Origin of the sequence: Intestinibacillus sp. Marseille-P6563, from assembly GCF_900604335.1 — a bacterium.
Lineage (GTDB): Bacteria > Bacillota > Clostridia > Oscillospirales > Butyricicoccaceae > Butyricicoccus_B.
The window spans coordinates 542,641-555,730 of the sequence record NZ_UWOD01000002.1; the positions used below are offsets into that span (position 1 = coordinate 542,641).

Sequence of the window (13,090 nt, forward strand, 5' to 3'; positions counted from 1 at the left end):
TTCAGGCAGTTGTCAAGTTTAATTTGAAAATTACTTGACGACCAGATTGACGATCTTATTCTTGACCACGATGGTCTTGACGATGTTCTTGCCTTCGATGGCCTTTTGGACCTTTTCGTTGGCCAGAGCGGTATCGATCGCAACCTGCTGCTCGCAGTCGACCGGCAACTGGATGGTGGCCTTGAGCTTGCCGCAAACCTGTACACCGATCTCAATGGACGACTCGACCGTCTTGTCCTCCTCATAGGACGGCCACGGCTCGAGCGAAAGCACGCTGGTTTCACCCAGCATCTGCCACAGTTCTTCGGTGATGTGCGGCGCAAAGGGCGATACCAGAGTCAAGAGGGTCTTGTACTCGGCCTTATTGACGCCCTTGTCATAGAACTCATTGACCATGCTCATCAGCGCGGCGATTGCCGTGTTGGCCTTGAGGTTTTCGATGTCCTCGCCGACCTTCTTGATGGTCTTGTGCATGAGCACTTCATGCTGTGCCGAATAGGCGTCGCCATCCTGTACCTGCTCAAACAGGTTCCAGATACGCTCGAGGAAACGACGACAGCCCTTGATCGACTTCGGGCTCCACGGCGCTGCCTTTTCAAAGTCGCCGATGAACATCTCGTACAGACGCATGGTGTCTGCGCCGTAGGTATCGACGATTTCATCCGGGTTGACGACGTTGCCGCGCGACTTGGACATCTTTTCGCCGTTCTCGCCCAAAATCATGCCATGGCTCGTGCGCTTGGCATACGGCTCCTTGGTCGGTACGACGCCGATGTCATACAGGAACTTATGCCAGAAGCGGCTGTACAGCAGGTGAAGCGTGGTGTGCTCCATGCCGCCGTTATACCAGTCGATCGGCGACCAGTATTCGAGCGCTTCCTTGGAAGCCAGTTCCTTGTCGTTATGCGGGTCCATATAGCGCAGGAAATACCACGACGAGCCAGCCCACTGGGGCATGGTGTCGGTCTCGCGCTTGGCCGGACCGCCGCAGCACGGGCAGGTCGTGTTGACCCAATCGGTCATCTTGGCAAGCGGCGATTCGCCGTTCTCGGTCGGCTCGTAGCTCTCAACATCCGGCAGGGTCAGCGGGAGCTGATCTTCCGGCACCGGAACCCAGCCGCACTTGTCACACCAGACGATCGGAATGGGTTCGCCCCAGTAACGCTGACGGGAGAATACCCAGTCACGCAGCTTGTACTGCACCTTGGCACGGCCAATGCCCTGCTCTTCCAGCCAAGCGATCATCGCCGGGATGGCATCCTTGACCGTCTTGCCATTGAGGAAATCGGAGTTGACCAGAATGCCGGTCTCGTCCTTGGCGGTAAAGGCAGCCTTCTGCACATCCTCGCCGCCGGATACGACTTCGATGATCTCGCAGCCGAACTTCTTGGCAAATTCCCAGTCACGGTCATCGTGCGCCGGTACCGCCATGATGGCGCCCGTACCATAGCCCATGAGGACGTAGTCGGAAACGAAAATCGGGATTTCACGGCCGTTCACCGGATTGATCGCCGCCACGCCGTCCAGACGCACACCGGTCTTATCCTTGTTCAGTTCGGTGCGTTCAAAGTCCGACTTGCGGGCTGCTTCCTCACGGTAAGCACGAATCGCGTCGATGTTCTTCAGCTTGTCTGCCCACGCCTCGATGGACGGATGCTCGGGCGAAATGACCATATAGGTCGCGCCGAACAGCGTATCCGGACGAGTGGTGTAAACGGTCAGGGTATCGCCCTCGGTGGTCTTGAAATCGACCTCGGCGCCCGTCGAGCGGCCGATCCAGTTCTTCTGCTGGATCTTGACGCGTTCGATATAATCCAGATCGTCCAGATCGTCGATCAGACGCTGGGCATACTTGGTGATGGCCAGCATCCACTGGCTCTTGGTCTTGTGAACGACCTCGCTGCCGCAGCGCTCGCATACGCCGTTGACCACTTCTTCGTTGGCCAACACGCACTTACACGAGGTGCACCAGTTGACGCTCATTTCCTTCTTGTACGCCAGACCCTTCTTGAACAGCTGCAAGAAGATCCACTGGGTCCACTTGTAATAGTTCGGGTCGGTCGTGTTGATCTCACGCGACCAGTCGAACGACAGGCCAAGTGCCTTGAGCTGGCTCTTAAAGCGCGCGACATTCTTCTTGGTCACTTCGGCCGGATGCACGTGATTCTTGATGGCAAAGTTTTCGGTCGGCAGGCCGAACGCATCCCAGCCCATCGGATACAGGACGTTAAAGCCCTGCATGCGCTTTTTACGCGCAACGATGTCGAGCGCGGTATAAGAGCGCGGATGGCCAACGTGCAGGCCCTGGCCGGACGGATACGGGAATTCCACGAGCGCGTAGAATTTGGGTTTGGTAAAGTCCTGCGGCGCAACGAAGCACTCCTTGGCATCCCAAACGTCCTGCCACTTCTTCTCAATTTGTTTGTGTTCGTACTTGTTCAATGGTGTTGCCCCCTAATGCAATTGGCCATTGGCGTCAGACAATTCGGATGCTGCGCGGCAGATGTTCTCCCGCGCAGCATCGGCTTCTGTATTCCATTTCCAATCGCTGATTTCGAATTACATATTCATTCTGCTTCCTTCACACCCAGGTCAGACAGCGGGACTTTCTCGCCATCCTTCCACAGGTTTTCCAGCCGGTAGAAATCGCGGGTTTCCGGCAGGAAGATATGCACAAGCATGCTGCCGTAGTCAAGCAGAATCCAGGAAGAAGATTCAAACCCTTCCACATGGTGCGGCATGATGCCGTGATCATTTTTCAAATGGAACTCCACACTGTCGGCCAGAGCCTTGACCTGCGTGGTCGAAGTCGCCGAGCAAATGACGAAATATTCGGTCAGCGTGGTGAGCTCCTCAATATGCAGCACTTCAATATCGCATCCCTTGCGTTCGAGCAAGGCTTCGCAGGTATATTTCAGAAGTTCTTTTGCTTCCATCCTTCGCACTCCTTTGTTGCAAATTTAAGCTTCGGGGTCGCCGCTGGAGGCACCCGAATCGCCGCCAGACGAACCGCCGGACGAACCACCCGAGCTGCCAGAGTCACCGCCGGATGAGCCACCCGAAGAACCCGAGTCGCCGCCAGACGAACCGCCGGACGAGCCCGAATCGCCACCGGACGAACCGCCCGAAGAACCCGAGTCACCGCCAGACGAGCCACCCGAAGAACCCGAGTCGCCGCCGGACGAACCGCCCGAACTGCCCGAGTCACCGCCCGAAGAACCACCGGACGAACCCGAGTCGCCGCTGGACGAGCCACCCGAAGAACCGCCGGACGAGCTGGAGCCACTGTCATCATCCTCGTCGTCGCGGTTGGAACTGCTCGAGGAAGTATCCTCGTCATCGTCGTCACTATACGATGGACGTGAATACTCTCGGTCGTCGTCATCATCGTCATCATCGCTTCGCGACGAACCCTTTGTCGGGCCAGATACCAAATCGAGGTCGGTGATCGGCTTATCATAGGGGTTGAAATATTCGTTGATCAGTTCTAGCGCCTGATCTTCATAAACGAAATAGAACGAAAGCTCGGTGCTGTTGCCAGCGGTGCTCATCGCCGAATAGCCCGGCAGTGTGAACATCTGGATGCCCGTGCTGGTATCCACCTGGAAAGCCTGTCCGGCCAGCCAGAGCATTTCGCCTGCGGTAATGTCGGTCTTGACATTGTCAAAAACCGCGCTGGCAATGTCCTTGACCTTGAAAGCATTCTTCGGGGTCAGGACCTGCTTGGCCAGATACATCAGAAATTCCTGCTGCTTGGCAATACGGGTTTCGTCGCCGTTGAGATATTCTTCCGGTACGTACTGGGTATAGCCCGAGCCGTTCTTACGCCAGCGCAGGAACTCTACCACTTCTTCGCCGTCCAGATGCTGCATACCCGGCTCCGGGAAGCAGATTTCCAAATCCTGCGCCGGGTCGGAATACATCATCGGGAACGGGATTTCATAATCGACACCACCAATGGCATCGACAATATCAGCAATGCCCTGGAAGTTGACGACCATATATTTATCGGGTGTAAAGCCCATGACCTGTTTGATCTGTTTTTTGGTCTGTTCAATGCCGTTCTTTGTGCCATATGCGGCATTGATCTTGCGGTTTGCACCGGTCTTATTGACGTTGGACATGGTATCACGCGGAATGTTCATCACATTGACCGTATGCGCATTGGTATCGAATGCAACCACCATGATGTTATCGGTACGCGTTTCGTCGATATCGGTTGCGCACACGACGAAGGTAAAGAAATCATCGATGCGGTCACCCATGTTCAAATTGGCGGTCGGATCATCGCCGTTTTCCGGGTCATTGATGGTAGCATCGTTGACGTGTTCATCGGCCAGACTGGGGGGCTTGATATTGGTAGCCGCCCAAACGCCGCCAGCTGTCACCATCGCCAGGATCACGATCAAAAAGCCGATCAGGACCTTTTTCACGGTGGAAAGTGGTTTCTTTACTTTTTTGGCTGCTTGTTGTGGTTTCACCGGTTTGTCCACCTTCTGGGCGCGCCTGGAGCCGCCGCCGCCAAAAATTTTCATGCTTAATTGCCTCCTAATGCACCGTCAAGCGCGCGTTGCCCCCTGCTGAATCAGCCAATTACGCGCCTGAAACGTATCTTTATGTATGAGTTTCCCCCGCTCGATCAAATCGCTGAGCGAAAAATCGAAGCAGTAGAGCAACGCCTGATCGAGATCTTTTTTGGCCAGCGCCCGCGCCGGTTCCACCCCTTTGAAATCCCGCGTGGGCTCAATGAAATCGGCCAGATACAAGATCTTGTCGAGCATTGTCATCTCCGCACAACCTGTTGTGTGGTAAGCAATCGCATGAGCAATATCCGCCGGCACATGGTACTCTTTTTCTGCAATCGCGGCGGCTGTTTTGCCATGCAACATCTTCCACTCCATTTTTTCAACATCACACGGTATTATACCGTATTTATCGCATAAATACAACTGTTCTTCGCGAGAAAGTCGTTTTGTAATGTCGTGGAGGACTGCTGCAAAGGAGCATTTTTCGGTATCCTCACCGAACCGCTGCCCCAATTCAATGGCCGCTTGTTCGCATCCCAGGGTGTGCTCCAGCCGGTATCCACTCAGCCGGGAAAGGATATCTTTGCGCATTTTCTCATCATACAACATTCAAAAAACCGCCTTTCACGTTAAAAATTTTCCTTTTCGTGTGTGTATAACCGGTTTTGCTCGATGTATTGATAAACCGAGGGCGGCAGCATCTCGATGAGCGATTCCCCCTGCCGGATCTGCGTGGACGAGATCTCGACCACCGGACAATCGACCAAACGGATGTCTGCCTGATATTTTTCACGAAGCTGCTGTGCTTTTTGCTGCAAGTCCTTCTGCTGTCCCAGTTCCCGCGCGACGACGGCGAGGGTGCACAGCCGACAGATTTCCTCCGGGTCACGCCAGCCGTAGTCGAGCATCATGAGCATATCGGTGCCCATGATGAGGAACAGGTCGCCATACTTGCCTGCTTTTTTGAGCGCACGCAGGGTGTCGACCGTATAACTCGCCCCACCTCGGTCGATCTCAATGGTATTCAGCTCCGCCCAGGACCGCCCTTTAAGCATTCGCTGCACCATTTCGCAGCGCTGCTCGGTATTGGCCGATCCGGCCGGCATTTTTTTATGCGGCGGCAGATTGGTGGGGATGAACAGAACTTTATCCAGCCCCAGCGCATCCCGCACATGTTCGGCGGCATACAGATGCCCGTAGTGCGGGGGATTGAATGTGCCGCCCATGATCCCAGTGCGCATGCTTATTTCTCCAGCACGATCTTGCGCTTATCCGGGTCCGAGGACTGCCGGTACAGCACGAACTTAGTGCCGATCACCTGCACGCCGTCGGCGCCGGTTTCCTCGCACAGGGCTTCGGCGACCGTCTTCGGGGTCACCATGGCGCTTTCCAGCACCTTACCCTTGACCAGTTCATGGTTTTCCAGCAGCACTTTCAGTTGTTCGACCACCCCGTCGGTCACGCCATCCTTGCCGATGTGCAGGGTCACAGCCAGCGGGTTTGCCAGCTTACGCAGCTGGGCGCGTTGTTTGCTCGTTAACATGTATTTTTACTCCTGTCTATTCGGTTTGAGCCGCTCGGCCAGGCGCTTCAGCGCCTGCGCGCGGTGCGAAATCTGATTTTTGACCTCCTGCGGCAGTTCGCCAAAGGTACAGCCGTAGGCGGGCACATAAAACAGCGGATCGTATCCAAAGCCGCCTGTACCCTGACATTCCCGCAAGAGCTGCCCTTCGCATTCGCCGCGGACGGTAAATGCGGTGCCGTCCGGCTGGACGCATGCAATCGCGCACACGAACCGGCAAGTACGGTTCTCCTGTCCGGCCATGTTGGCTAGCAGGAAGGCGTTGCGGTCCGCGTCCGTACCCTCGCAATAGCGGGCCGAATAAATGCCCGGCGCCCCGTCCAGGGCATCGACGCACAGCCCGGAATCGTCAGCCACTGCCGGCAGGCCGGTCAAAGCAGCAGCCGCCCGCGCCTTGATGCACGCATTTTCTTCAAAGGTCTGTCCGTTTTCTTCGGGTTCGGGCGCCCCTTCGGGCAGCGGCACGACTTCGATGCCGAGCGCGCCCAGAATGTCGCCCAGTTCCCGCAGTTTTTTCTGATTGTGGGACGCTAAAACAAATCGCATGGTGTCCCTCCTTGTTTACAGTTCGCCGGTGATCTTCTTCTGCTCACGGCACAGCTTGGCGGTGCCCTTCTTGCCCAGCGAGAGCAGACGGTTGAGTTCGTCCTTGGTGAACGGACGGCCCTCGCCCGTGCCCTGAATCTCGACAAAGTCGCCCGCGCCGGTCATGACCACGTTACAGTCCACGATTGCGTGGCTGTCCTCGGCATAGTTGAGGTCCAAAATGGCTTCGTCTTCATAAATGCCGACTGACACCGCCGCCACCTGGCTGGTCAGCGGCATTTTTTCGATCTTGCCCTCGTCGAGCAGTTTTTTGCAGGCCAGCCACAGTGCGACAAAGCCGCCGGTGATGGACGCGCAGCGGGTGCCGCCGTCGGCCTGGATAACGTCGCAGTCAACGGTAATTTGACGTTCCCCGAGAGCCGCACGGTCTACCACCGACCGCAGCGCGCGGCCGATCAGCCGCTGGATCTCGGACGAACGACCGTCCAGCTTCAAAGATTTGATGTCGCGCTTTTTGCGCGTATGGGTCGCACGCGGCAGCATCGCATATTCGGCGGTCACCCAGCCCAGCCCCTGCCCTTCCAGAAAGGGCGGAACCTTACCCTCGACCGAAGCCGTGCAGATGACCTTGGTGTTGCCCATCTCGATGAGCACCGAGCCTTCGGCATACAACGTATAGTTTGGGGTGATCTTTACCTTGCGCATCTCGTCGTTGCGCCGCAAATCAGGTCTTGCCATAAAATCGTTTCTCCTTTAGTTTTCATCCAGCGGCGGCAGCAGCGCCTCCAGAAAATCCGAACGGTTGAAATCCATCAGGTCGTCCAGGCCCTCGCCCACGCCGACCAGTTTGACCGGTACGCCCAGTCCCGCCGAGATGGCGACCACGATGCCGCCCTTGGCGGTGCCGTCCAGCTTGGTCAGGATGATGCCGGTGAGTTTGGCGGCCTTGTTGAATTCTTCGGCCTGGTGCACGGCATTCTGTCCGGTGGTCGCGTCGAGTACGAGCAGCGTCTCGCGCGAGGAATCGGGCAGTTCACGGGTCAGGATGCGGTCGATTTTGGCCAGTTCGTTCATGAGGTTGGCCTTATTGTGCAGACGGCCCGCGGTATCGATGATGATGATATCGCAGCCTCGCGCCTTAGCCGCTGCGATCGCGTCAAAGACCACAGCTGCCGGGTCGGCACCTTCGCCGTGGCGCACGATGTCCGCGCCCGCGCGGCCGGCCCAGACTTCCAGCTGGTCGGCAGCGGCGGCACGGAAGGTATCGGCAGCAGCCAGCATGACCCGCTTTCCTTCGGACACATAGCGCGCGGCCAGCTTGCCGATGGACGTGGTCTTGCCTACGCCATTGACGCCAATGACCAGAATGACCGCCGGGCTGCCCGACAGGTCGAGCGCGGTGTCCTCGAGCATCATGTCGGTGAGCACATCCTTGAGCAGGCAGCGCAGTTCAGCGGCCGTGCCGACCTTCTGGTGCTGGGCGCGTGTTTTGACTTCTTCGCGCGCCTTGGCGGCCACGCCTGCGCCCAGGTCGGACAGAATCATCGCTTCTTCCAACTCGTCGAGCAGGTCGTCATCCACGGCGACGAACGACGCCATGATGTCCTCAAACTGCTGGGTGACTGCCTGGGTGGTTTTCTTCAGGCCGGATTTGATCTTATCAAAAAATCCCATACGAACTCCTTCTATTTCCTAATTTTCATTCATTTCTTTTCCAAACTGTTTTTCGGCTTCGGCCAGGTTGAGCATGAGCATCCGGCTGACGCCCCGCTCCTGCATGGTCACGCCGTAAAGCATATCGGCCACTTCCATGGTGCCGCGGCGGTGGGTGATGACGATAAACTGCGTGCGGTCGCTCAGGCGCTTGACGTACTGCGCGAAGCGTGCAACATTGACATCATCCAGCGCGGCTTCGATCTCGTCGAGCACCGAAAACGGCGTGGGCCGCAGCTTTAAAATCGCAAAATAGAGCGCAATAGCCACAAATGCCTTTTCCCCGCCCGACAGCAGGGTAATGGTTTTGACCGCCTTACCGGGCGGCGACACCAGGATATCGATGCCACAGTTTAAGATATCCGACGTATCGGCCAGCTGCAATTCGGCATGGCCACCGCCGAAAATCTCGCGGAAGGTCTGTCCAAAGTAGGTGTTAAGTTTGGCAAACTCCGAGGCAAAAACCTCTTTCATCTGCGTGGTCAGTTGATCAATGACCTTGTACAAATCACGCTGTGCGGTTTCCAGATCGTCTTTCTGTTCGCCGAGGAACGTAAACCGCTCCATGAGCGCCTGGTATTCTTCCACGGCATCCAGATTGACGTTGCCGAGTGCGCGCATCTGGTCGCGCAGCGACCGCGCGCGCGTCTGCGCCTGCGCGGTATCCTCAAGCGGCTGCGCTACGGCAGCCGCCGGTGTGGGAGTTAGTTCATAATTTTCCCACATGCGGGTCAGGATTTGATTTTCCCGCTCCTTGTACTGGGCCAGCTGAGCATCCAGCCGGGCGCTTTCGCGCTCCAGGTTGCGGATGTCCTCATTTTGTGCCTGCGCCTGTTTGTCAGCTTGGGTCTTTTGCCCTTCGAACTGCATCCGTTCCCCGGCCGCCTGGGTGATGCGGGCGCGCAGCTGCTGCGCACGAGCGCCATCGGCCTGTGCATCGGTGCGCGCCTGCTCGAGTTCCTTGGTGCTTTGTTCGATCTTGGCAGCAAATTCTTCGCGCATCTGCGCGGCATTTTGCAGACCGTTCTCCATCTCCTGCTGGAGCCGGCGCAAATCGTCCAGCGCGCGCCGCTCGGCTGCTGCTTCGGTGCGGTTCTCGGCCGCAGCCGTACGCAGCGCGACCGACCGCGCCGCATAGGCGGTCAGCGCTTCTTCGGCCTTGGCGAGCGCGGCTTCGTGCGCGGTGCATTCGGTTTCCAATCGCTGCATCTGCTGCTTGCCTGCTTCGAGCGCAGCGCGCTTTTGCGCGATGGTATCTTCATAGGTCTGCTTGGCCTCGGCCAGATTGTCCCGCTCGAGCTGGAGCGCATCCCGCCGCGCGCGCACGCTGTCGAGCAGCGCGCCGTGCTGGGCCAGCATGGCTGTCAGGCGGGTTTCTTCCTCCTGGGTCTGCGCGGCCTGGGCTTGTAAGACCTTTTGGTCGTTTTCCAGCGCCGCGGCGGCTTTCTTGGCGTGGATGAGGTCGAGTTCGGCCTGCCCCACCTTGGCTTGTAAGGTATCCCGCTGCGCGGTCAGGCGGTGCAGCGTTTCGGTGCGCGCCAGCGCGCCCGAAGTCTTGGACACCGAGCCGCCGGTCATCGCGCCGCCCGCCTGGATGACCTGACCGTCGAGCGTGACGATACGGAACCGGTGATGATACGCTTTGGCAATGGCCAGCGCAGCGTCCATGTCCTCAGCTACGACTGTACGCGCCAGCAAGTTCTGCACAATGGCGCGGTACGGCGGCGCACAGGTCACGAGCGCATCGGCTGCGCCGTAGCAGCCCGGCCTCTCGGCAAAACCGCTCTCCTTGAGCGATGCCGGCCGGATGGTATCCATAGGCAGGAAGGTCGCGCGGCCGCTGTCGCTGCGTTTTAAGAACGCAATGGCCGCTTTGGCGTCCTGTGCGGTTTCGACGACGATATGGGACGACGCCGCGCCCAGCGCGGTCTCAATGGCGGTCACAAACCGGCCATCGACCGAAATCAGGGCCGATACCGGGCCATGGACGCCCTTCTGCGCGCCGCTCTCGGCCCGCTTCATGGTCAGCTTGACCGCGCGGGAAAAGCCCTCATATTCCTTTTGCATGTCGCGCAGCATGCGGATGCGGTTGTCGCAGTCGGTCAGGGCCGCCTGCGCAGATGCCAGAGCGGCTGCCTGTTCTTCGGCGTGCTGCTTGCGGTGTCCGGCCTTTTGGGCCATGCCAGCCAACTGGTTTTTGACCCGGGCCGCCTGTTCGCGGCAGGCGGTCAGCTTGGTCTGATACCCGGCCTGCACGGCTTCCTCGGCGGCGAGCTGGCGTTCGGTGTCGTCCAAATCGCGGCCCAGGGTGTCGCGCCGGCCGTCCATGCCATCCAGACCGGCCTGTGCAGCTGTCTGAGCCAGTTCGAGCTGAAAATGCGCACCCTTGCACACATCGATCTGCTCGCGCAGCGTGTCCCGCAGACCCGCCGAACGGGCTTTGGCCTGTTCCTGCTGCGTGATGGCTTGCTGCACCTGCCGCAGTTCGTCCTGATATTTGTTGTGGTCGGCGTCCAGTTGTTCGCAGTGCTTCTGACGCTCGGCCTGCTGGCTGGCCAGCGCGGCGGCCTGTTCGCTTTGCCGGGTCTCCTCCAGCATCGCGCGCGCGATGTTGTCCCGGTCGTTTTGGATGTTAGCCTGCAACACCGCGCAGCGACTTTGCAGGTCGGCGGTACGCTGTTCACAGGCGTGCAGTTCGCGCCGCAGGCCGTCGGTCTCGACGTCCAGCTTGCGCATCTCGTCCGCGAGCGCGTCGGCACGCTGGTATAGGTCGTTCAGCGCTTGCTGCGCCTGCGCAAGCTGCGCCTGACAGGTCGCTTGGTCGGCTTGTCCCTTTTCGGTGCTGCGGTGCAGCCCTTCCAGCTCTTGCAGCCACAGGGAAACCTCGATCACCCGCAGTTCGTCGCGCAGCAGCAAAAACTGCTTGGCTTTTTCGGCCTGCTTGCCGAGCGGCCCGGCCTGATTTTCCAGTTCGCTGTATAAGTCGCGGATGCGCACCAGATTGTCCTCGGTGGCAGCCAGCTTGCGCTCGGCCTCCTCCTTGCGGTAGCGGAACTTGGTGATGCCCGCCGCTTCCTCAAAGACCTCGCGCCGGTCCTCGCTTTTGAGCGATAAAATCTCATCAATGCGGCCCTGGCCGATGATCGAATAGCCATCGCGTCCCAGACCGGTGTCCATGAACAGTTCATGGATGTCTTTTAAGCGGCAATGGCGCTTGTTGAGGAAATATTCGCTCTCCCCCGACCGGTAATATCGGCGGGTGACCATAATCTCGGTGTGTTCAGAGGCAAAGACACCCTCGGAATTGTCCAGGATGAGCGAAACCTCGGCAAAGCCGAGCGGTCCCCGCTTTTGGGTGCCGCTGAAGATGACGTCCTCCATTTTGGCACCGCGCAGCGACCGCGAGGACTGCTCGCCCAGCACCCAGCGCAGGGCGTCGGATATATTGGATTTTCCGCTGCCGTTTGGGCCGACAATGGCCGTCATACCGCCCAGAAAGCGGATCTCGGTCTTGTCGGGAAACGATTTGAACCCTTGCAGCAGCAAACTCTTTAAAACCATGCAATGTCCCCATTTTAGACAGAAGTAATGTTGTTATCAGTGTATCACTTTTGGGGCTTAGAATCAACGCGCGCCCGCCAATTTTCACATTTTAGACAGAAAATTGGAACCAAATGGCGGCCATTTTCCCGAAGCTTTGCCAAGCAGGAAAAAGCCGGTTGGGCGCACGTATGCCCAACCGGCTTGTTTTACCGGTATCCCATCAGCTCAAGCGCCTGCTTGGCTGCCATTTGTTCGGCTTCCTTTTTGCTGTGTCCCATGCCCTTGGCAAAGACGTTGGAGTTGAGCAGCAGTTCCATTTCAAACGTCTTATCGTGGTCAGGACCATGGGTGCCTGCCAGACGGTATTCCAACGTTTCCTCGCGGTTTTTCTGCACGATCTCCTGCAAGGTGGTCTTGTAGTCCTTGAACATGCGGCCCTGGCGCGCTTCATCCGCCTTGCGCGGGATGAAGCTGAGCACAAACGCGCGCGCCGGTTCGATGCCGCCATCGAGGTAGATGGCGCCCAGCAGCGCTTCGACCGCGTCAGCCAAAATGCTAGGCCGGTGCCGGCCGCCGCCAGCTTCTTCGCCCCGTCCCAGACAGATCTCCTGATCGATGCCAAGTTCCTTGGCGACTTCATACAATGCCTGCTCGCAGACCACGGCTGCGCGCAGTTTGGTCAGTTCCCCTTCCGGCAGGTCGGGAAAATGATTGTAAAGATAGTCGGCCGTGACAAAGCCGAGTACGGAGTCGCCAAGAAACTCAAGCCGTTCGTTGTTTTGCAGGTGCCGCGCGCGCTGCTCGTTGGCATACGACGAATGGGTCATCGCCTTGCGGAACAGCACCGGATTGCGGAACCGGTATCCGATTTTTTCTTTCAGCATTCGCTCCTACCTTTCTGCATTTTCCGATAAAACCGAAGAGCCCACCGGTGGGCTCTCCGTTTTGCTTATTCTTCTCCGATCAGGCGCACGATGTCGCCGACCGTATGGATGTTCGCCGCCGCGTCTTCGCTGATCTGGCCCACGTCAAACGTCTCCTCAATGGTCATCATCAGTTCGACCAAATCGAGTGAGTCGGCATTCAGGTCATCCTGCAATGCGGTATCCATGGTGATCGCATCCGGTGTGACGCCGAATTGCCCCGACAGCAGTGTACACAATTTTTCAAAAACCATGCA

At 58.0% G+C, this 13,090-nt stretch carries 12 protein-coding genes; all 12 read right to left on the reverse strand.

The annotated features are described in order from the left end of the window. Positions 1 to 30: 30 nt before the first annotated feature. A complete protein-coding gene (gene leuS / locus EFB11_RS10765; protein ID WP_122790223.1) occupies positions 31 to 2,442 on the reverse strand; it encodes a leucine--tRNA ligase in 2,412 nt (803 codons plus the stop codon). A 125-nt stretch (positions 2,443 to 2,567) separates the two neighbouring features. Next, on the reverse strand, positions 2,568 to 2,936 hold the full coding sequence (rsfS, locus tag EFB11_RS10770; RefSeq protein ID WP_122790224.1) for a ribosome silencing factor: 369 nt from the start codon (positions 2,934 to 2,936) through the stop codon (positions 2,568 to 2,570). Between the two features lie 24 nt (positions 2,937 to 2,960). Next, a complete protein-coding gene (locus tag EFB11_RS10775) occupies positions 2,961 to 4,535 on the reverse strand; it encodes an LCP family protein (RefSeq protein WP_122790225.1) in 1,575 nt (524 codons plus the stop codon). Positions 4,536 to 4,559: 24 nt separating this feature from the next. Further along, positions 4,560 to 5,135, reverse strand: a complete 576-nt coding sequence (yqeK, locus tag EFB11_RS10780) for a bis(5'-nucleosyl)-tetraphosphatase (symmetrical) YqeK (protein WP_122790226.1) — start codon at positions 5,133 to 5,135, stop codon at positions 4,560 to 4,562. Positions 5,136 to 5,155: 20 nt separating this feature from the next. Further along, complete coding sequence (nadD, locus tag EFB11_RS10785) at positions 5,156 to 5,767, reverse strand: nicotinate-nucleotide adenylyltransferase (RefSeq protein WP_122790227.1); 612 nt, start codon at positions 5,765 to 5,767, stop codon at positions 5,156 to 5,158. 2 nt (positions 5,768 to 5,769) lie between these two features. After that, positions 5,770 to 6,069, reverse strand: coding sequence for a YhbY family RNA-binding protein (locus EFB11_RS10790; protein WP_122790228.1), 300 nt, complete (start codon positions 6,067 to 6,069; stop codon positions 5,770 to 5,772). A gap of 6 nt (positions 6,070 to 6,075) precedes the next feature. Beyond that, the gene (gene rdgB / locus EFB11_RS10795; protein ID WP_122790229.1) at positions 6,076 to 6,654 is read right to left on the reverse strand and encodes an RdgB/HAM1 family non-canonical purine NTP pyrophosphatase; all 579 of its coding nucleotides are present in this window, start codon (positions 6,652 to 6,654) and stop codon (positions 6,076 to 6,078) included. A 15-nt stretch (positions 6,655 to 6,669) separates the two neighbouring features. Next, positions 6,670 to 7,392 (reverse strand): ribonuclease PH, encoded by a 723-nt coding sequence (gene rph, locus EFB11_RS10800; protein WP_122790230.1) that lies wholly within the window; start codon positions 7,390 to 7,392, stop codon positions 6,670 to 6,672. Positions 7,393 to 7,407: 15 nt separating this feature from the next. After that, positions 7,408 to 8,328 (reverse strand): signal recognition particle-docking protein FtsY, encoded by a 921-nt coding sequence (ftsY, locus tag EFB11_RS10805; protein WP_122790231.1) that lies wholly within the window; start codon positions 8,326 to 8,328, stop codon positions 7,408 to 7,410. A gap of 18 nt (positions 8,329 to 8,346) precedes the next feature. After that, positions 8,347 to 11,928: a chromosome segregation protein SMC gene (gene smc / locus EFB11_RS10810; protein WP_122790232.1), complete on the reverse strand. Its 3,582-nt coding sequence runs from the start codon at positions 11,926 to 11,928 to the stop codon at positions 8,347 to 8,349. 188 nt (positions 11,929 to 12,116) lie between these two features. Continuing rightward, a complete protein-coding gene (rnc, locus tag EFB11_RS10815; RefSeq protein WP_122790233.1) occupies positions 12,117 to 12,794 on the reverse strand; it encodes a ribonuclease III in 678 nt (225 codons plus the stop codon). A gap of 65 nt (positions 12,795 to 12,859) precedes the next feature. Beyond that, complete coding sequence (gene acpP, locus EFB11_RS10820) at positions 12,860 to 13,087, reverse strand: acyl carrier protein (RefSeq protein WP_122790234.1); 228 nt, start codon at positions 13,085 to 13,087, stop codon at positions 12,860 to 12,862. Positions 13,088 to 13,090 lie beyond the last annotated feature (3 nt).